The sequence below is a fragment of the Robertmurraya sp. GLU-23 genome, assembly GCF_052983275.1.
In genome coordinates, this window is record NZ_JBRKCV010000015.1 from 45,501 (window position 1) to 66,715 (window position 21,215).

At 38.1% G+C, this 21,215-nt stretch carries 19 protein-coding genes; 4 read left to right on the forward strand and 15 right to left on the reverse strand.

The features are described from left to right. Positions 1–245: 245 nt before the first annotated feature. Positions 246–473, reverse strand: coding sequence for a CsbA family protein (locus tag ACVBAX_RS19450; protein WP_119709995.1), 228 nt, complete (start codon positions 471–473; stop codon positions 246–248). Between the two features lie 121 nt (positions 474–594). On the opposite strand from ACVBAX_RS19450, the gene ACVBAX_RS19455 reads away from it, so the two are divergent. Then, positions 595–876, forward strand: coding sequence for an alpha/beta-type small acid-soluble spore protein (locus ACVBAX_RS19455; protein WP_447118463.1), 282 nt, complete (start codon positions 595–597; stop codon positions 874–876). A 235-nt stretch (positions 877–1,111) separates the two neighbouring features. Here ACVBAX_RS19455 and ACVBAX_RS19460 read toward each other — a convergent pair whose 3' ends face one another. From ACVBAX_RS19460 to ACVBAX_RS19480, 5 genes are all read right to left on the reverse strand, one after another. After that, positions 1,112–3,475: a sensor domain-containing protein gene (locus ACVBAX_RS19460; protein ID WP_447118464.1), complete on the reverse strand. Its 2,364-nt coding sequence runs from the start codon at positions 3,473–3,475 to the stop codon at positions 1,112–1,114. 201 nt (positions 3,476–3,676) lie between these two features. After that, positions 3,677–4,075 (reverse strand): DoxX family protein, encoded by a 399-nt coding sequence (locus ACVBAX_RS19465; RefSeq protein ID WP_447118465.1) that lies wholly within the window; start codon positions 4,073–4,075, stop codon positions 3,677–3,679. A gap of 24 nt (positions 4,076–4,099) precedes the next feature. Next, entirely contained in the window at positions 4,100–4,537 is a 438-nt protein-coding gene (locus ACVBAX_RS19470) for a MarR family winged helix-turn-helix transcriptional regulator (protein WP_447118466.1), read from the reverse strand. A gap of 273 nt (positions 4,538–4,810) precedes the next feature. After that, complete coding sequence (locus ACVBAX_RS19475) at positions 4,811–5,773, reverse strand: methyl-accepting chemotaxis protein (protein ID WP_447118467.1); 963 nt, start codon at positions 5,771–5,773, stop codon at positions 4,811–4,813. Between the two features lie 115 nt (positions 5,774–5,888). Next, positions 5,889–6,308, reverse strand: coding sequence for a universal stress protein (locus ACVBAX_RS19480; protein ID WP_447118468.1), 420 nt, complete (start codon positions 6,306–6,308; stop codon positions 5,889–5,891). A gap of 214 nt (positions 6,309–6,522) precedes the next feature. On the opposite strand from ACVBAX_RS19480, the gene ACVBAX_RS19485 reads away from it, so the two are divergent. Both ACVBAX_RS19485 and ACVBAX_RS19490 read left to right on the forward strand, forming a co-directional pair. Beyond that, positions 6,523–7,518: a permease gene (locus ACVBAX_RS19485; protein WP_447118469.1), complete on the forward strand. Its 996-nt coding sequence runs from the start codon at positions 6,523–6,525 to the stop codon at positions 7,516–7,518. A 13-nt stretch (positions 7,519–7,531) separates the two neighbouring features. Further along, a complete protein-coding gene (locus ACVBAX_RS19490) occupies positions 7,532–8,443 on the forward strand; it encodes a TIGR03943 family putative permease subunit (RefSeq protein WP_447118470.1) in 912 nt (303 codons plus the stop codon). A 50-nt stretch (positions 8,444–8,493) separates the two neighbouring features. Here the strand turns inward: ACVBAX_RS19490 and ACVBAX_RS19495 are convergent, their stop codons facing one another. The 4 genes from ACVBAX_RS19495 to ACVBAX_RS19510 all read right to left on the reverse strand — a co-directional run bounded on the left by ACVBAX_RS19495 (position 8,494) and on the right by ACVBAX_RS19510 (position 13,058). Next, complete coding sequence (locus ACVBAX_RS19495; protein WP_430775652.1) at positions 8,494–8,631, reverse strand: hypothetical protein; 138 nt, start codon at positions 8,629–8,631, stop codon at positions 8,494–8,496. Positions 8,632–8,692: 61 nt separating this feature from the next. Continuing rightward, positions 8,693–9,523, reverse strand: coding sequence for a BglG family transcription antiterminator LicT (gene licT / locus ACVBAX_RS19500; RefSeq protein WP_447118471.1), 831 nt, complete (start codon positions 9,521–9,523; stop codon positions 8,693–8,695). 125 nt (positions 9,524–9,648) lie between these two features. After that, positions 9,649–11,079: a 6-phospho-beta-glucosidase gene (locus ACVBAX_RS19505; RefSeq protein WP_447118472.1), complete on the reverse strand. Its 1,431-nt coding sequence runs from the start codon at positions 11,077–11,079 to the stop codon at positions 9,649–9,651. Positions 11,080–11,138: 59 nt separating this feature from the next. Then, positions 11,139–13,058: a beta-glucoside-specific PTS transporter subunit IIABC gene (locus tag ACVBAX_RS19510; protein ID WP_447118473.1), complete on the reverse strand. Its 1,920-nt coding sequence runs from the start codon at positions 13,056–13,058 to the stop codon at positions 11,139–11,141. A 587-nt stretch (positions 13,059–13,645) separates the two neighbouring features. On the opposite strand from ACVBAX_RS19510, the gene ACVBAX_RS19515 reads away from it, so the two are divergent. Then, positions 13,646–15,085: a glycoside hydrolase family 1 protein gene (locus ACVBAX_RS19515; protein WP_447118474.1), complete on the forward strand. Its 1,440-nt coding sequence runs from the start codon at positions 13,646–13,648 to the stop codon at positions 15,083–15,085. Between the two features lie 669 nt (positions 15,086–15,754). Here the strand turns inward: ACVBAX_RS19515 and ACVBAX_RS19520 are convergent. The 5 genes from ACVBAX_RS19520 to ACVBAX_RS19540 all read right to left on the reverse strand — a co-directional run bounded on the left by ACVBAX_RS19520 (position 15,755) and on the right by ACVBAX_RS19540 (position 21,204). Beyond that, entirely contained in the window at positions 15,755–16,570 is an 816-nt protein-coding gene (locus ACVBAX_RS19520) for an undecaprenyl-diphosphate phosphatase (protein ID WP_447118475.1), read from the reverse strand. Between the two features lie 65 nt (positions 16,571–16,635). Continuing rightward, positions 16,636–17,928, reverse strand: coding sequence for a hemolysin family protein (locus tag ACVBAX_RS19525; protein WP_430775646.1), 1,293 nt, complete (start codon positions 17,926–17,928; stop codon positions 16,636–16,638). Between the two features lie 54 nt (positions 17,929–17,982). Further along, positions 17,983–18,405 carry a MerR family transcriptional regulator gene (locus tag ACVBAX_RS19530; RefSeq protein WP_430775645.1) on the reverse strand — a complete coding sequence of 141 codons (423 nt, stop codon included), beginning with the start codon at positions 18,403–18,405 and terminating at the stop codon, positions 17,983–17,985. Positions 18,406–18,532: 127 nt separating this feature from the next. Continuing rightward, positions 18,533–20,482, reverse strand: a complete 1,950-nt coding sequence (locus ACVBAX_RS19535) for an LTA synthase family protein (protein ID WP_447118476.1) — start codon at positions 20,480–20,482, stop codon at positions 18,533–18,535. A gap of 176 nt (positions 20,483–20,658) precedes the next feature. Further along, on the reverse strand, positions 20,659–21,204 hold the full coding sequence (locus tag ACVBAX_RS19540) for a cysteine hydrolase family protein (protein ID WP_447118477.1): 546 nt from the start codon (positions 21,202–21,204) through the stop codon (positions 20,659–20,661). Between the last annotated feature and the right edge of the window lie 11 nt (positions 21,205–21,215).

A 21,215-nucleotide genomic window follows, 5' to 3' on the forward strand; every position in this document is an offset into this window, starting at 1 on the left:
TAGCGGCGGCGGACCTAGCTGAGTAAATAACCTATATTTTCATATTAATCATTCTACCACAAATAAGGGAAAACAAACCAATAATATGCGAACAAATATTCGATGTTTTTCGTTTTTACGATGAAGTCTGTCAGTCTCAGTCGAAAAAAGGTCAATCAAACGTTTGATTGAAATGATTCAAACACCCTCTGTATGTGAAAATGGCATAAAAAAACTTGTCGAAAATTTTATCGACAAGCTTCTACCTACGATCGTTTTTTTGCCCTCTCTCGAACCATTTTCGAATACGCAAACCCAACCGTTAAAGACAATGCATCTACAATAATGAGCGATAAGGAATCGGTATACCCCTTATAAACCGATGCAGCTATTAGTGCAACTGTAAGCAATAAACCAATCACATGGCTGTATGTAACTCTTGTGAAAAAAATAACGAGAGCACCAGGGATAAAAAGACCCAATACATACTTCATCTCGTTCAACCCCTCTTTGTTACCACTTATAGTTATAGAATATATGGTCAACTCCGGTTGTACAAGTATTTCACGTATGGAAAGTGCATACTAAGAAAAAAGTAAAAGGAGCATAGAGAATATGGCTAGAAAAAGACGTCCATTAATCCCAGAGGCTAGAGAGGCATTAGATTCGTTAAAAGCAGATGTTATGAAACAGAGAGGGTATATGGTGCCTAACGATAACCCGGACCAGGTAAAATACGAAGTGGCAGCGGATATGCATATTCCACTGAGTAAAGGCAATAACGGAAATCTTACCTCCCATCAAGCAGGCAAGATCGGTGGCCAAATCGGTGGAAGCATGGTCAAAGAAATGGTCCGACTTGCACAAGAAAGAATGAGAAATCAATCGGCTGATTAAAAAAATGCCTCTAAATGAAGCATTCAGACTTGGCAAGGTGCTTGACTCCTGGGGATCAGCGGGACAAGTGAGACCCCACAGGAGCGTCAGCGACGAGGAGACTCACTGCCCGCCCCCCGGAAAGCAAGCGCCCGAAGCGGAATCAGCCTTTTTCCAAACAAAAAAATGACAAAAGGCAGCGAGAAGTTCTCACTACCTTTTGTCGACATTCTGAATGCCTCTAAATGAGGCATTTTTAACTAGCATTACCGTATTTAGATAAAATATCTTCATAATTAGAACGCTCGACTGGAGGGGAGTAGAAATAACCTTGCACCTCGAAGCAATTCATGTTTTGCAGGAAACCGATTTGATTCGACGTTTCCACACCTTCTGCAATGACCTTCAGATTTAGGTTGTGAGACATCGAAATGATGGCAGATATAATTTCTTTATTGCTCTCATAATCAGCGATAAACGACTGGTCAATTTTCAAACGATCGACAGATAACTTTTGCAAATAACTTAAGGAGCTATACCCTGTTCCAAAGTCATCGACACTGATCTCAACCCCGACTTCTCTAAGGGCAAGCAGGTTTCGATTGACTCGCTCCTCTCCACGCATAATAACACTTTCCGTAATTTCAATCTCAATATCACTGCCATCGATCTCATAGGAGGCTAAGTTTTTTATGATAAAATCGACAAAGTCTTCTTGGTAAAAATGAATGACGGAAATATTAATAGAAGTTCTAGGCACCGGCATGCCTTTCCGTTTCCACTCCCCAATCGTTTCGAATACTTCCGTAATTACAAATCTCTCAAGATCAATAATTAAGTTACTTTCTTCGGCGATAGGAATAAACTTACTAGGAGGAATAAACCCGTTCTCTTCATGTTGCCAACGAATGAGTGCCTCGGAGCCCACCAATAGATTTGAACCCGTATCATATTTCGGTTGATAATAAACCGTTAACTTGCGATTCGCAATATCTCTGCGAAGATCACTTTCTATCTTTATTTTATTAAGTGATTGTTCCTTCATGGTCGCCTCATACACAACATATCGATTGGAGCCTTCATTTTTCGCACGATACATCGCGAGATCTGCCGCCTTCAATAAATCCAAAATCGATTCTCCATCTTTTGGAAAATAAGCCACACCGATGCTTGCTGTAAGTAAAAAATCAAAGCCATCGAGTACGATAGGGGTACGAAAACCTTCGATAATTTTTTGAGCAATCTCATCATAGTCTGCTGGATGAGGAAGGAGGGCCGCAAACTCATCTCCCCCAAGCCTTGCAATCGTACAATTTTCAGGCATGAGCTCCTCAAGCTTTTTCCCGGTTTCTTGAAGAATTTTATCACCGAAAAAATGACCAAAGGTATCATTAATCCGTTTAAAACGATCAAAATCAATATAAAAAAGATAAAAAGGTTTATTTTCACCAATCGACTCTGCTGCCACTTTTTCAAGCTTCCGTTTATTCGGTAAGTTGGTTAAATCATCGTGATAAGCAAGGTAACGAATCGTCTCCTCGGCATGCGTCTTCTCTGTAATATCTCGGACAATTCCATATACCCCGATCAGTTCTTCTTTCACAATGATTCGAACAGGTGTAATTCTAACATCAATAAAAAAGCCATCTCGATGTCGAAGTTTTACTTCAACCGATTGAATATCTTCTTGAAGGAAGCTTTGAAGATAGTGATTGAATTCCTCTTCGTCGTAGATTAATAGCTCCTTGAAATGCAAACCCTTAATCGCTTTTTGATCATAGCCTGTAAGTTTAAAGGCTTCCTTATTCGCATGCATAATGTTGCCTGACAAGTTTACGGCAAATACGGCATCAGGATTATGATTAAATAGTGATAAATACGATTGAATGTTACGCATCAATAAACGTTCACCAAACAGGTCCGGTACTAGCATGAAAGCAAGATTCGTAATGACACTATATGTAAAAGGTAAAAGCATAACCAATGGTTTTGTATTCCCCGTACCAATTTCTTCAAGATTTAGCATAGCTACAACAACCATAAAAGGAATTCCTGCAAAAGCAGCTCCACCAAGAATACTACCAACAAGCTTCCATCGAGACAGGAATTGATAGATATCCGAATTCGTTATTTGAATAAGGAAGCGAAGCAAGGAAAACATCGTTGCTAATGTTAAAAATACAGTCATGGTCCCAAGCATCGGCTTTATATCTAGATGATCCGAGTATAGAAGATAAAAACCAAGACTAAGTGTACCTAAAATACAAACTGTAACGAACAAACCTGCAAATATATACTGAATCGAACTATTTAGTCTCTGTTTCGTTACCCCAAGAGCAATATAGGATCCGATAAAGCAAAAATAAAAACTTAATTGAAAGTATAAATTGATATTTCCTGTAGAGTAAGGTAATTCCATTGCCAAACAAACCAATAACAACGCTAACCAAAAAGTAAAGCCTAGCATTAACGAGTATATTACTCTTCTCATAAACGTATAATTTTCTAGCTTCAACCGACGACAAAATTCTGCCCCAAGTGTACAGCATATTATCGAAATGAAGATAGCAATCAACACATCGCTTAAATTGAACACATAAAATGTGGCAGACCCAAGCAAAGTAACCCCTCATCCCAGAGCAAAATTCAGTAGACTGCCCTTTTTCGACCTACTGTGGACTCCATTTTACCATGATTCGACAGTAATATCCTACTATTTTCGCAGGGAAAAAGGATTATTTATTCGATCAACGAATGAAAGACCCACCTGATTTGAAGGTGAGTCTTTGTCTAGTTTCATGATTCTCAAAACCGAGATAATTTAGAAAATAAATGCGTCGATTGCGTAAGCTCCAGGACCTGTTAATGCAACACCAACAGCCACAACTAATAACGTTAAGTTGTATTCATATCCATTTGCTGTTGACCATAACCCATTGGCACCGTGAACTTTTACAATGGCCATAACCATAGTTGCAGCAATAAGTAGACCTGCAAATGGAGTTAAGAATCCCGCAGCAAAGAATAAGCCACCCACCAACTCTGCTAAACCAGCAAGAAGAGCCATTGTTACACCTGGCTTTAATCCAAGCGACTCCATCCAGCCACCGGTTCCTTTTAGTCCGTAACCACCGAACCAACCAAATAATTTCTGTGCACCATGACCAATGAATAATAAACCGATAACCACACGAATCAATAATAATCCTAAATCTAACATCTTGTAATTCCTCCTAGTTGTTTGTTAATTTGATAGCTCTTCTACTTTCTTCTTCGTTTTTCTTAGTACATCTATTAAACTGTTTACCTCTTGATGATCTAATGAAGCAAACATGGAATCAATCAGTACTTGATGCTCCGGAATAAGGGTATCCATTAATATTCTCCCTTTATCCGACAAAGAAATATGAATGGCTCGCCGATCTCCTGGACAAATATTCCGCTCTAAAAACCCCTTTTGTACCAGCTTATCAACTACGTACGTCATCGATCCGCTAGCCACAAGAATGCTGCTCCCCACTTGATGAATCGTCTGCGTCCCCTTATGATAAAGAACTTCAAGAACCGAAAACTCTGTCACGCTTAGATCATGTTTTGTTACATTGGACTTTATACATTCTTGAATCGCCTTTGTTGTTTGCATGAGGAGCAGAAAAGGTTCATTAGAACAAATCTTATCCATATGCTCACCTCCTTGTCTTTTTATCTCTGATTCAAATATCTTGAATGTGAGATAATAATATTACGAATTCGAGATATTGTCAATGGGTGAGTGGCAATTTTTTTATGACCTGATTGCCCTTGAAAAATTAACTCCTAATGTCATAAACATGATTTTATGACGTGACAGACCATTAAAATGAAATACATCAGGTCATAAGATACCTTTTATGACCTGATGCACAAGTAAAACTAGCTCCACGAGTCATAAGACTAAAACCGCTTCATGCCATTTTCACTCTCCATGACCAATCCCCTTAATCTGCATAATTCCTTCTTCCAATCGCTGATCAACTATGTGAGCGTCGTCGATATGTTGTAAAATCGCGTCATTTACTTTATTGAACACTTCTTTTGTCATACAGATTTCTTCAATGATATCTCCACTAAAGGATTTTTGTTCTTGAATGGTGTGGAGAACCGATTGTACTTCGGTTTGCACCGTTTCAATCACCTCAAGGATATGATCGATTTTCGCTGTTGTTCCCGTACTAAGCTGAATTCCTTCATTAACAACTGTTAGACTTGTTTGTGTTTCTGTGAGCGCTTTGTTAATTTCCCGCTGAATACTTCTCGTGAGGCCGTCGATGTCCATGGTGCTTTGGGCTGTACTTTCCGCAAGTTTTCTCACCTCACTTGCTACCACAGCAAAGCCTTTTCCATGTTCTCCTGCTCGTGCTGCCTCAATTGATGCATTCAAGGCAAGCAAATTGGTTTGTTCGGCAATGGCATGAATGACCTTGACAATGTCCTCAATTTCTTTTGAACGTATATTAAGTTGATTCATACTGGTTGCCGCTAAACTCGATTGCTCCCCAAGCTTCTTGATCATTGTTTCTACTTTTCCAACAGACTCTCTACCCTCCTTCGACTCTCTCACCATTTCCTCCGTGGAATCTATCAAAGTTTGTCCCATCACAAGCATCTTGGTCGAAATTTGATTAGAGTGTTGACTGATTTCTTCCACTTTATCGAACCTTTTTTTAATTTTTTCGACCAGTTCTGCTAGATCATGATGCTGTCCATTCACAACCTCGTGCTGGTTCACTGTTGACAACAAATCCCCATACAAGCTATGTAAAAAATCCTCCATCCCGTTCTCCATCTCCTGTTTTTTCTGTTTTGCTTTCATATATTCAGCTTTGAAAAAGTCTAATTCACTTTGTAATCTTTTGTTTTCACGAATGGTCCTAAACATATAGAGATGCCCTTTTTATCAAATGATAGTAAAATCATATCGCATTCAGATATCTCTTTTTGTGATATATGTCATAGGTACAAAAAAACACCAAGCATTTTTAAATGCTTGATGTTCATTTCACAATTAGCACCGGACAGTTTGCTCGTTTGGCTACTTTATGACTCACACTTCCGAGAACAAATTCCTGCAAACCGCTTAATCCTCTGCTGCCAATCACAATAATGTCCGCATGATGATTGTTTGCATATTCAACTATCGCAGGGCCCGGGTCACCCTGGAGAATCGTTACCTTATAGGATACTTCATGGGTTCTGGCCATTTTTTCGACCTCTCTTATTCGTTCTTTACGTTTTCCATCCAAGTCTGCTGAGTTCCAATGGCTCAGCACGTCTGATTTCACTTTATCAGCATCAACAACAAAAACAATCTCTACTAATGACCCTGGGGTGCATTTTGCCATATGCATCGCGTTTTCTGCGGCTCTTTTCGCATGATCCGATCCATCGGTGGCTAAGATAATATTTTTATACAATGGATAACCTCCTTCTTTTGTTAAAAAAGTCTAATATGTTAATTATGCGTGAAATGCATCATTATCGCAGTGATGTTCCTCACCGCACCCTCTCATTCCTTCACATACTTTTTATTCAAAAAAGAGAGACATATTCCCATGTACAAGCCCATATAGTTTAAGGTAGAATATAAAACGTAATTATTACGGTTTAATTAATACATAGGAGGGACATATGAATCGAATTGTTCGAACGAACTTGATTGATATCGCTGGATTGATTTTATTAGCAGCTGCTTTTCTTTTACTACCATTAAAATTAGACGTTGGGGACGTTCTTCCCTCTTCATTTTTAAATCTTAATACCATTTTTCTAAGTATATTAATAGAAGCTTTTCCTTTTGTGCTTATTGGTGTTCTGATTGCAGGTGTGATTCAAATCTTTGTAACAGAAGAACATATTCAGCGGTGGATTCCTCAAAGCAGGACAAAGGCGATTATCATGAGTTGTGTGGTCGGTGCATTATTCCCTGCCTGCGAATGTGGAATTGTACCGATTGTTAGACGACTTGTAGCTAAAGGGGTCCCTCTATATGCAGCCATTGGCTTTATGCTAACAGGGCCACTGATTAACCCGATCGTGATTGCATCCACGTATATGGCGTTTGGAAATAACGCGGCCATTGCGGGGTGGAGAATGGGACTTGGATTTGCAGTTGCTCTTTTTGTTGCGTTTCTCGTGAGCTTTTTCTTCAGAGGTCATCAATTCAAGCAGGCACTTGTTAGTACACAAACCATCCCTGTAGGTAGGAAAAAAGAACCTTTTACCAAGCGTTTCTTCTCGATGCTTACCCACTCCATTGATGAGTTTTTCGATATGGCGAAGTTCTTAATTTTTGGGGCCTTTCTTGCTGCAGCTGTTCAAACGTATATGCCAGCAAAATCCCTATTAGAAGCAGGAGATGGTCCTTTTTCCTCCGTCGCTGTCATGATGGGTCTTGCTTATGTATTATCTCTTTGCTCGGAAGCAGATGCATTTATCGGTTCATCCTTTAATAGCATTTTCCCAACACCATCTGTCCTAGCCTTTCTAATTTTCGGACCGATGATGGATTTAAAAAATACGCTTATGATGTTAAGTGTGTTCCGTGCAAAATTTGTTTTTAGTGTACTGTTCTTTGTTGCAACGACTGTGTTTCTATCCATTGTGCTCGTGCAGAGCTTTTTATAAGGAGGGATTTTAGATGGTCTTCCAAGCACAACAAGCTCTACGTGCAGCCATATTGCTTTTTTTCACGGTATTAATTTTCAAATTTCACTATACGGGTGAGATTACCAAGTTTATTAATCCAAAATACATCGGACTCAGTCAGATCGCATCTGTTCTGTTCCTAATCTTGTTCTTCATCCAAATTACGCGTATTTGGGAGAAAAAGACTCATCACCACCATCACGACCATGAGTGCAGCCATAATCACGACTGTGATCATAACCATGACCATGGAAATACACCGATGACACTAAAAAAAGTGCTTTCGTACGTCATAATTGCCTTTCCTCTCGTTACTGGTTTTACCATACCAGCAAAAGTGCTTGATTCCTCTATCGCAGAGAAAAAAGGGGGAATGGCAGTGATTACTGGAAAAAGTGAAACACCTTCAACCGATGAGTCAACAAATGAAGAAGATGTTCAACCATCCGACACGGAGGTACTTCCAAATCCGCATGGAGAAATCACTCAAGATGAGATGAAATCTCTTGTTCAAAAACTAAAGCAAAGTGATCCGATTGACATGGATGATTATGTGTATTATTTAAACTATGAAGAAATTAGTAAGGACGTAGCAACTTTTAAAGGAAGGGAAATCACCTTAAAGGGCTTCGTTTATAAAGAGGAAGGCTTTCAAACGGATCAGCTTGTCATCTCCCGTTTCTTGATCACACACTGTGTGGCGGATGCAAGCATTATCGGTTTTTTAACACAATTTGATGAAGCAGCTACTCTCGAAAAAGACACATGGGTGGAAGCCACTGGTGTAATAGAAGTGACAACCTATAACGGGACGGAGATGCCTTTTATCAAAATTACCGACTGGAAAACGATTGAGGAACCATCCGAACCCTATCTATTTCCGTTAAATGTGAGGATTTTATAATAAATAAAGGGGAGAATGGCATCAATTAGTCATTCTCCCCTCCTTTTCTATTATTCATCTTTTTCATCATAGGCGATTAGCACGATATTTTCGTTTGTTTCCTTCCGCAATTCCTTCTCAAGAGAGGTAATTTTGTCTAATTGGCTTTTCTCAAGATCAGCTACAGGAAAATTTTCATACACACTCATCTAAGTACCCCTTTCTAAGGTGATAATTAGATTTTTTCCATGTCTTATCTCAATTATGCAGTTAGCGGTTCACGACTCTTTGGATATGGATGATTAAATATAATTTTTCGTTATTCGTAAGACTGTAATCAAATTGATTTTCGATATATTCATTAATTTTCTCCGTACATTCAAAAGCTGCTCGATGCTTCTCACGCACCGTTTCGAATAAGAACGGATCGTCATCTTCGATATATGTTTTGCTATATAATCGCTGGGCAAAAAATTTTAAATGCGTAATAAATCTAAAATAATTTAATGATTCCTCGTCAAAGTCCATTTTAAAATGATACTTAACAATATTTAAAATATCCTGCATGACTTTCGTTATATTAGCGACATTCGGCATTTCCTGGTTGAGCTCAGCATTGACAATATGCATCGCGATAAAGCTTGCTTCATCTTCTGGTAAAAGGACCCCCAGTTTCTCCTGAATAATCTTTAATGCTTCCATCCCAATCACAAATTCTTGCTTATAAAATCGCTTAATTTCCCATAAAAGAGCATTTTTAATGTCGTACCCTTTTTGATTACGCTCGACCGCAAAATGAATATGATCAGTTAAAGATATATAGATACTATCATTTAGGTCTCGTCCTAGTCTAAATTTGGCAATCTTAATAATATCCTCTGTAACTTCCATATATTCAATCGGGACTTCATATAAAAGAGTTTTAAATTTTTCTGACATATCATTATTTTTGAGAGCAAAAATCTTCTCAACTTTGTCTTCTTCTACAGAATCTCCTGGTTTTTTTTGAAAGGCCAAACCTCTCCCCATAACCACTAACTCTTCGTTTTTTTCATTAAACGCACTGATAACGTTGTTATTGTACACTTTGGCTATTTTCATTTGACCACCTATAAGTTTATTATGGTTCTCTTATTTTTATTATAATGGAAATAGTGAGCGTTATAAAATCTTTAGACATTCAAAAGAAGGAAAGCTAATTAAAAGCTTTCCCATTTTTATCCAAACTATAGTTTTTCCCCGTTTGAAGCTATCACTTCTTTATACCAGTCAAAGCTCTTCTTCTTAGAACGCTTTAATGTTCCATTGCCTTCATTATCCTTGTCCACATAAATATAGCCATAGCGTTTTTTCATTTCACCCGTTGATGCACTCACTAGGTCGATTGGGCCCCAGCTCGTATATCCAAGGATTTCTACACCGTCTTCAATCGCTTCTGACATTTCCGATACATGCTTACGTAAGTATTCAATTCGGTAATCGTCGTTCACTTCACCGTTTTCACCTGGAACGTCAACCGCACCAAGACCATTTTCTACAACGAATAGAGGTTTTTGATAACGATCATATAATTGGTTCGCTGTAATACGGAAGCCCTTTGGATCGATTGTCCATCCCCATTCAGACTTCTCTAAGTATGGATTCTCAATCGAACCAAACACGTTTCCAGATGTGGTCTTGTTAATTTCAGGATCTGTACTAGTCGTACGACTTGCATAGTAACTAAAGCCAAGATAATCTACTGTATGATTCTTAAGAAGCTCTTCATCGCCTGCTTCCATCACAATATTCAAGTTATTGTCTTTGAAGAATCTCTTCGCATATCCAGGATATTGACCTCGAGATTGAACATCGATAAAGAAGAATGAATCACGATCTTTTTCCATCGCATCAAACACATCATCCGGATTACAAGAGTATGGATAGGTTTGACCCGCTGCTAACATACAGCCAATTTTCATATCCGAATTGATTTCATGACCTGCTTTTACAGCCAAAGCACTGGCAACTAACTGATGATGTGCTGCTTGATACTTCACTTGTTTCTTATCTTCGCCTTCTTCAAATACAAGACCGGCACCAACGAATGGCAAGTGTAGGAGCATATTGATTTCGTTAAACGTCATCCAGTACTTTACTTTGTCCTTATATCTTTTAAAAAGTGTCGTTGCATACGTTTCAAAGAAAGTAACAAGCTTGCGATTTCTCCAACTGCCATAGTTCTTTACAAGGTTCACTGGTACATCAAAGTGAGCAATCGTCACAACAGGCTCGATGCCATACTTTAATAATTCATCAAATACTTTATCGTAAAATTGAAGTCCTGCTTCGTTTGGTTCTGCATCGTTACCATTTGGAAAAATTCTCGCCCAAGAGATTGATAAACGTAAAGCTTTAAAACCCATTTCTGCAAAAAGCGCGATATCCTCTTTATAACGATTGTAAAAATCAATCGCTTCATGAGAAGGGTAAAATTCGCCTTCAAGTGGTTCATACGATGGTAGATTCCCTAATAAAATCTCCCATCTTAGTTTTCCAGTTGGCATTAAATCAACCGTTGTTAATCCTTTGCCATCTGCTAAATAAGCACCTTCTGCTTGGTTTGCGGCAATAGCGCCACCCCATAAAAATCCTTTTGGAAATACCATTCTATCCATCCTTTCTTAAAACAACAGGAAGAAAGGAAACGTATTTTTCCTTTCTCCTAACATGTTGATTACTTACTATCTAGTGTAAATAATGGTGCGCCTGTTTTCACTTGTTTTGCATCCGCAAGTTGTAAATTGAACTCTTTATGGTTTGTGACAACGATTGGAGTGGTTAACGGCTTACCAGCTTCCTTAATTTGCTCCATATCAAACTCAATTAGTAATTGACCTGCTTTCACGTAATCACCTTGAGACACATGAGCGGTGAAAAACTTCCCTTCTAATTGAACGGTATCCATACCGATGTGGATTAAAAGATCAGCACCTGAATCTGTTGTAATACCAATTGCATGCTTTGTTGGGAATAGTGCAGAAACTGTTCCTGCTACTGGTGCAACTAATTTCCCTTCACTTGGCTCAATCGCTACACCATGACCTAATGCACCTGACGAAAATGCTGCGTCTCTTACTTCTGATAATGCAATTACTTCACCATTTAATGGACTAACTACTTCTTCATTTTGAACATCTTGAACCTTTGTTGCTGCTACTTCACTAGCTGCTGACGTTGTTTCTGTTGTTGCGTTTTGTTCTTTGTTAATTCCACCGAATAATAATGTTAGAACGAAACCTGCGATGAAACCTACTACGATAGAGATGATTGCACCATAGAAACCGAAATCGATTCCTTCTGGGCTAATATAAGATGGAATTCCGAAAATCCCAAGACCACCAATAATGTAACCCGTTACATTTGTAGCCCCTGCAATAGCTCCACCAATACCTGCAGCGATACAGCTCATGATAAATGCTTTCTTTAATGGAAGTGTAATACCGTAAATAGCTGGTTCAGTTACACCAAAAATACCTGAGATAAATGCCGGGATACTTAAAGTTTTTAATTTCTGGTTCTTTGTTTTGATTAAAATTGCTAGTACCGCACCCGTTTGAGCAAATGATGCTGCGAATACTGTTGCAAGGATTGTGTCATAACCTAGTGTTGCTAGGTTGTTGAATGCGATTGGTACTAATCCCCAGTGAAGACCGAAGATAACGAATACTTGCCAGAAACCACCTAATAGCAGACCTGCAATCATTGGGCTTACGTTATAGATAGCTAATGTCCCTTGACCTAATAAGCTTCCTGCCCATGTTGCTACCGGGCCAATTGCAATAAATGTAAGTGGTACAACAATTAATAATGTTAACATTGGTACAACGAATGCTTTTATTACATCTGGAATAACTGTCTTTAACCATTTTTCCACTTTAGCTGCAAAGAATGCTGAGATAATAATCGGAATAACAGATGAAGAATAAGACATTAAAATAACTGGAATACCTAAGAATGTAACAAAAATTGGTGATTCAAACATGGTTCCTGCAAATACCGTATAAAGAGGCTCACCTGCTGTTAGTGTTGATAAAGTTGGATACACTAATGCTGCCCCGATCGCCATCCCTACGAATGGGCTACCACCAAATTTCTTAATTGCTGTATAACCTAAGAAGATTGGTAGGAAGTAAAACAATGCGTCCCCAGTTGCGTTTAAAATTTGATACGTACCTGATGTACTATCAACCAACCCAAATGCGACAAATAAAGCGTTAAATCCTTTAATCATCCCTGTTGCTGCTAAAACTCCAAGAACAGGAGTGAAGATGCTTGAAATTATATCAATAAAGCGACTTAATAGTGATCCTTTTGGACCATCCTCTTCTTCAACAGGCGTTTGACCTTGGAATCCACCAACAGTAGTTACTGCTTTGTACACATCTGGTACATGGTTTCCGATTACTACTTGATATTGTCCACCGCTTTTCATAACAGTTACAACATCATCCATATTTTTTAACACTTCTGTGTTTGCTTTGCTTTCATCTTTTAATTTAAAGCGTAGGCGGGTAATACAGTGGACTACACTGGAAACGTTTTCTTTTCCGCCCACATTGGCAATAATATCTTTTGCTAATTGCTCATATTTCATTTTTGACCCTTCCTTCTTTTATATGATTGATTTATATTTTCCAAATAAAAAACCTGAGCCAATTAGGAACACACACTGCTAGCGATAGCGTGTTCTAATCGGATCAGGTTATGCCCACTTAAGGTAACATTCCTTCAAGGAATTTATTAAGTTTTATTTGATACGTGTAATTTATCACGGGAATTTGGTAGGTGTCAACGCTTTCTTTTAAAAAAATTTAATAAATTTATAGATTGCTGGTTTGTTTCTTATATTTATATAAATGCAAAAAAATGTTCAACTAGGAGATGAATGTCAGATGGGCTCCATATCCTTCGCTGTTATTCCTTTGGAATAAAGGCTCGTTTCTGGATCCCACCCGACAAATGTTGAAAATAACGTTTACAAAATTCTTGCTTCGACAAAATATTCATGTTATAGTTAACGCAATTAAACAAACAACCTTTTTAGGATTGTTACTGGTTATGCAGGCAAAACCTAAATCACGTAATCTATGAGACTATTATGTCTTCTCTACGTGATTTAGGTTTTTTTATTTTATTCCAGTGAAAGCGTAGCCAGAAAAACATAAATGGAGGTAATTCCAGATGACAAAAACATATCAATTTCCAGAAGGATTTTTATGGGGCGGTGCTACAGCTGCCAACCAATTAGAAGGTGGGTATCTTGAAGGCAACAAAGGAATGAACCTTGCAGACGTAATGCCTGGTGGTAAAGTACGTTTGAAGTTGATCATGACTCCTGGTTTTGACTTTGAGATCGATAAGGAAAAATATACCTATCCAAACCATGATGGAATTGACTTCTATCACCGTTATAAAGAAGATATCGCTCTTTTTGCTGAGATGGGCTTTAAAACATACCGTATGTCAATCGCTTGGTCTCGTATTTTCCCTAAAGGAGACGAGCTTGAGCCAAATGAAGAAGGTCTAGCATTCTACGAAAGAGTATTTGATGAATGCCTTAAGCACGGAATTGAACCTGTCGTTACGATCTCTCACTATGAAATGCCTTTATATTTAATTAAAGAGTACGGCGGTTGGAGAAGCCGTGAAGTGATTGGGTTCTTTGAGCGCTATGCAACGACTTTATTTAACCGTTATAAAAACAAAGTAAAATACTGGTTAACTTTTAACGAAATTAATGGAGCAACACATATGCCAATATTTGGTCTTGGTTTCTCTCCAGCTACAGAAGATGTTCGCCTACAAGAAAGTTTCCAAGGCTTGCACCACCAATTTGTAGCGAGCAGTTTAGCAGTTAAAGCTTGTCACGAAATCATTCCTGGATCTCAAATCGGCTGTATGTTAATTTATGCTCCTGTTTACTCAGTCGACTGTAATCCAGAGAACGTGTTGTATGCATTACAAGAAGCGCAAATCTTTAACAATATTTGTGGAGATGTACAAGTTCGTGGAGAGTACCCAGCATTTTCTAAGCGTTACTTTAAAGAAAACGGCATCTCAATCAATATGCAAGAAGGCGATTTAGAAACGATCAAGCAATATCCTGTTGACTTTATTTCGTTCAGTTACTATATGTCACGTACAGAAAAGAAAGTGAAAACAGAAGAAGAAAAATCAGCAGGAAACATCATGTCTGGTGTTAAAAACCCATTCCTTAAAGCAAGTGACTGGGGCTGGGAAATCGACCCAACTGGTCTACGAATTGCATTAAATGAATTATATGACCGCTACCGTGTTCCTTTATTCATCGTTGAGAATGGACTTGGTGCATATGATAAGGTTGAAGAAGATGGAAGCATCAACGACGACTACCGTATCAATTACCTTCGTGAGCATATCGAAGCTATGGGTGAAGCAATTGAAGACGGCGTAGATTTAATGGGTTACACTTCTTGGGGCTGTATTGACCTAGTAAGTGCTTCTACAGGTGAATTGTCCAAGCGTTATGGCTTCATCTATGTAGACAAGCACGACGACGGAAGCGGTACACTTGAGCGTAGTAAGAAGAAGTCATTCTACTGGTATAAGAATGTTATTGCTACGAACGGTCAAGAACTATAATAAATAAGAAAGCATTGGTCCATTTTGGTGGACCAATGCTTTCTTGTATGATGGAAGGTTTTTGTTGGCTGGCTTTTTCGGGCAATAGAGGGTTGGGTTGGGCACGGAAGAAAATGGATGATGACTGTTACTCCTAGATCACTTGCTCCATTTTGTCTTCGTAACCGGTATGACCTACATCCTTGATTTTAGCTCCTCTAATCTTACTCAGCTAATGAACTTCATTTCTAGCAGATTCATCGCTCGTTTTGATTTTCATAAGCTTGATGAACTTCATTTCCTCAGGATTCTTCGGCCCTTTTGATGCTCATAGGCTTGATGAACTTCATTTCCTCAGGATTCTTCGGTCCTTTTGATACTCATAGGCTTGATGAACTTCATTTCCTCAAGATTCTTCGGTCCTTTTGATACTCATAGGCTTGCTGAACTTCATTTCCTCAGGATTCTTCGGTCCTTTTGATGCTCATAGGCTTGATGAACTTCATTTCCTCAAGATTCTTCGGTCCTTTTGATACTCATAGACTTGATGAACTTCATTTCCTCAGGATTCTTCGGTCCTTTTGATACTCAAAGGCTTGATGAAGGACGTTTCTTTCAAAATCTCTCCTAGTTTTGCCCCTACATAGGCCAGATGAAAGACGTTTCTACCGAAATCTCTCTTCATAAGCATTATGAAAACTGTGATAACACCAACACCAATGGTCCGACAATAAAGCAGTAATAAGCGAAATACTTCAGATTCCCTCGCTCCATTAACCCCATAAACCATTTTAATGAGTAATAAGATAACAGAAGGGACATTACAAACGCGACGATATAAGGAATAAGCATGTCGCCCAATTGCATGTCACCTACTTTTAACACTATCGCCCCTAAGCTAACAGGAATATATAGAAGGAATGAGAATCGTAAGGCGGTTTCCCTTTTCATCCCTATTCCCATCGCAGCAACAATCGTAGCACCCGAGCGGCTAATTCCAGGAATTAATGCCACTGCTTGAGCACAACCAACAATTAAGGCATCTCTCACGGTTAACCCTCTGTCGCCTTTTGTTCCCTTAAGATTTCTAATGAGCCAAAGTGCAATCCCTGTCACGAGTAAAGCTCCACCAATCGGAGCAATTCCCCTGAAATAACTAGAGATCGTATCCTCTAATAAAATACCGATCACACCCGCAGGAATGGTACCAATAATTAAATAAACGATAAAGAGAAAATCATTCTTATCACTTGGGTCCTTTTTAACCATATAATTGCTTCCGTTTTTAACTAATCTGATGAGATCGTCTCGATAAATAAGCAATACAGCCAAAAGGGAAGCGAAATTCATTAATACTTCAAAGCTAAAGTCGCCTTCAGCCACATTAATTCCTAAAAATTCCTGAACGAGCACCAAGTGTCCGCTAGAGGAAATGGGAATAGGTTCTGTAAAACCTTGTAGCGCTCCTAAAAACGCATATTTTATTATGATAAGTATCTCTTCCACCGACTCACTCCTTGACAAAAATTGAAAGAGGCTTGGAAATGATCCAAGCCCACATTATTATACTATTAAGCTCTTTTAATTTCCAAATATTGAATATGATGTCCATCCTTCTTCTGGACTTTAAACACATATCCTTCTGCTTCTAGCTCTGTACCCACCTGTGCTTCCATATCCTGAGTCATGAACCATCCACCAATGGTATCCACATCTTCATTTGATAAAGTAGTTTCTAACAGATGGTTAACGTCCTCAACTAGCAATTTAGAATCAACAATGTAGTGGTTTTCGTTTACCTTTCGAATGTCAGGTAATTCATCCTCATCAAACTCATCTCGAATTTCCCCAACAATTTCTTCTAGAATGTCTTCAACAGTAACTAATCCAGATGTTCCACCATACTCATCTATTAAAATCGCAATATGTGTACGTTCCTTTTGCATTTTTACCAGTAAGTCATGAATTGGAACAGTCTCAATCACACGGATAATCGGGTTAATAAAGGACTCAATCGTAAAGCCAGCCCGTTCTTCTTCTGGTATATCAGCTGTTAACAGCTCTTTCACATTAATGAAGCCAACAATATTATCTTTGTCACCATTGACAACTGGGTATCGCGTATAATTTTCAGATTTAACAGTTGCTAGAATATCAGCATACGACTCATCAATAGAAATGGATACCATCTCTGTTCGAGGAACCATAATCTCTTTCGCTATTCTTTCGTCAAATTCAAAAATATTGTTCATATATTTTAGTTCGTTTTTGTTAATTTCTCCACTCTTATAACTTTCAGATAGTAAAATCCTAAGTTCCTCTTCAGAGTGTGCTACTTCGTGTTCGGAAGCTGGTTTCAAACCAAATGCGCCAACCAATAAACGAGCAGAACCGTTTAAGAACCAAATAAATGGATACATGATACGGTAAAACCAAATGATTGGTACAGCGAACATCAATGTAACTGCTTCAGCTTTTTGAATAGCCACCGTCTTAGGTGCAAGCTCACCAACAACCACATGCAGGAATGTAACTAAAGCAAAGGCAATCCCGAATGACAGAATTCCAATCAACGATTCATTTAAATGAAAATGTTCAAATACTGGATGTAATATTTTTTCAACAGTCGGTTCACCTAACCACCCTAAACCTAAAGCGGTAATCGTAATCCCTAATTGACAGGCCGATAAATATTCATCCAAATGGGTTACCACTCGTTTTGCCGATACAGCACCCTTTCTTCCTTCCGCAATCAATTGATCAATTCTCGACACACGAACCTTTACAATAGCAAACTCTGTAGCTACGAAAAAAGCGGTTAAAGCAATTAATAAAGCAATCAAAAGTAAATTAATAGTTGTCAACGATCGGTCTTACAAAGTAAGACCTACACCTCCTAATATAGTAAAAAAAATAAATTAATTGAGCAATAACAAAAGTGTTTGTATTAATGAAAGACTTTCGTTTGATACATTCTTTTTCACATATTCAATATTTTTCAAATCATTTTTATCAAGATGAGCCAACACGTCTGAAACCTCTTTTTCTAACCCTTTTATCTTTAGTCTTAGTTCAAGCACATCTATTTCTTCTGCGTCTTTTTCTGCTACTATTTTCTTAATCTCTTCAAGAGACATTCCGTCCTTCTTACATTGTTCAATAAAGTGTAGCCGTTCTACCGCCGACTTGTCGTAATAGCGATAATTCGAAGTGGAACGTTCTACTTTCAATAGCCCGAGATTAGTATAATAATCAATTGTTCTCTTAGTAACATTTGCGATTTCAGCCAATTCACCAATTTTTAACTTCCCAGCCCCAATGGAGTCCCTCCAAACCGTCACGTGATAGTTATGTTAAACATTATACAATGAAGTATAATCTTTAACAACTAATACGGTATCCCTATTTAAATAGTTTCAAAGTCTTTAAAAAAAGACTGCCAACCTTATGATTGACAGCCTTACAACATTATTCAACCAATTTCTTATTCTTAGTCACACTATAATCATAAATTGACCGATCCACTGGAGTAAAGTTATTCGGTGTATAAAAACGCAATAAATCTCCGTTTACAATCATATCCGAATAGGCTAGTTTTTGTTCTGCTGACAACTGGTACGTTTTCGCTTCTTCTAGTTGTTCGCTGGCTAGTATTTCCCCAGTTTTCGAATCATAAAAAATCCCATCAACTGAAGTGATTTCTGAGCTTACGAAGTCTCCATTTCTAAATGGAATCACGTCATCATGCTGTTCAGAAAGCAAATCTGTGCCAAGATGTACATAATCCTTTGAGTCCACTCCTAGCAGGTGGAGAAGCGTAGGAAGAAGATCAATTTGTCCTGCGTATTCTTCATTCACCCCTCCACTCATACCTGGAACTCGTATGAATAATGGAGTCCGCTGTAATCCAGCACTTTCAAAAGGAGTGATTTCCTTTCCAATCACTTCTTTCATTGCCTTATTATGATTTTTTGAAATCCCATAATGGTCTCCATACATAATAATAATAGAATGATCGTATAATCCCGATTCCTTCAGATAAACAAAAAATTGTTCAAGAGCTTCATCTGCGTAACGTGCTGTCTGGAAATAATTATCTACTGTTTTATTCCCTGTCGTATGAGGAGCGATAGTTGCCTCTTTTTCATCAATGGTAAACGGAAAATGATGAGTGACCGTAATAAAATTAGCATAGAATGGCTGTGGCAATGATTCCAAATATGGCATAGACTGCTGGAAAAATGGCTTGTCCATTAACCCATAATCTGCTAATTGTTCTTCATTCATGTCATAGAAGCTAGAGTCAAAGAAGTGATTATATCCTAACGACTTGTATATTTCGTTTCTATTCCAGAAGCTTCCAGTATTACCATGGAATACAGCAGACGTATAACCTTGTTGTTGCCCCAAAAGAGCAGGAGCTGCCTGATATGTGTTCATCCCCTTCATCGTAAAAGCAGATCCCTGTGGTAAACCATAAAGAGAATTTGCTACCATAAATTCAGCATCTGCCGTTTTTCCCTGTGCAGTTTGATGAAAGAAATTGTTAAAATAAAGGGTATTTTCTTCCTGGGTTAAAGAATTTAAAAATGGAGTGACCTCTTCCCCATGTAGTTCGTAATTAATAAGAAAGTTTTGAATAGATTCCATGTGCACATAAATCACATTCATCCCTTTTCCTATCCCAAAGTAATTGGGATTCGGTTCAGCATAATTAGACTTCGTAAAATTAATAACTTCGGTTGTATCATCACCGTCTGCTAGTGCTCTTTGAGCAGAAGCCTTTGTACTCTGCACGGCATCATAAATCGTGTAATTATACATCCCTAAATACTTAACAATATAGTTACGATCAAAACCTCTTGTTAATAGCTCCGGTCGATCGGACTCTGCTAAAGCTAAATTCAACGTAGACACACCAAGAGCAAAGGAAAAGACAGCTGCCACTTTTCTCTTTGCCATCGGCTTCATTTCTATTTTCCGAAACCCAATTACAATTATTGCAAGTAACAATAAAGTATCTACAAAGAAGAATAGATCAAATGGCTTTAGTAGCGAAGTGATACTTCCACTAACATCGCCGATATTTTGAGTTTGTGTGAATGTTGGCAATGTAAGGAAATCAGTAAAGAATCGATAGTACAATACATTGGCAAATAAAAGGAGGGATAACAAAGTGTGTAAAACGAGTAACCCTATATATTTGCCCTTTCCTTTTATAAAAAAGGAAAAGCCTAAAAATAGCATGGCCGAACCTAAAGGATTCAGAAATAATAAAAACTGCTGTAGCGAACTTTCAATTCCTAAATCAAATTGTGTATATTGAATGATATATGTTTTGGTCCATAAAAGTACAACTGCTAAAAAGAAAACCCCTGTAAAACTATTAAATAACTGAAATTTATTTAGAAGTTTCATATTACCTTCCTTCCTATTTCATAATTATATAAAAAACAGTGTACCATGAAACATGAAACAAAGTGAAGTTCTAGAAGACTAGTAAATTTTCAGCAAATATTGATCATAGCTTTGTAGCTACAGGCTGTGAAATAAAATAGCGTAACCACCAAAATAGTGATTACGCCTAAAGATAATTATTTAATTCGAGCATTCATGCTTCCTTTAAAATGTCCTAATGCCCAAACATGTCCAGCTTGATTAAAGCTAGCTACTGCATTTTCATGTATGACGATTTTAAAGCCTTTGTTATAAGCATCAACAGCTGTATGTAGCACGCAAATATCGGTACAAACCCCAACTAAGTGGACCTCTGAGATGTCTCGTTCTCTTAGCTTGATTTCTAAATCCGTTCCAGCAAAAGCACTGTAGCGTGTTTTATCCATCCAATACACATGTTCCTTCTCAAGATTTTGAAGATACAGCGTGTTTAACGTCCCATACAAATGTCTGCCCTCTGTTCCTTCAATATTATGAGGAGGATACAGTTCTGTTTCTGGATGAAAATGATCGCCTTCTTTATGAAGGTCAATTGCGAACACCACATACTCGCCTTTATTAATAAATTCCTCAGTAATCTTGGTGATTTCTCCTTCGATAGCTATACCAGGCTCTCCACATGGCAAAGCACCTACAACAAAATCATTCGTATAATCGATATTAATCAAAGCTCTCTTCGTCATCGTTACACTCC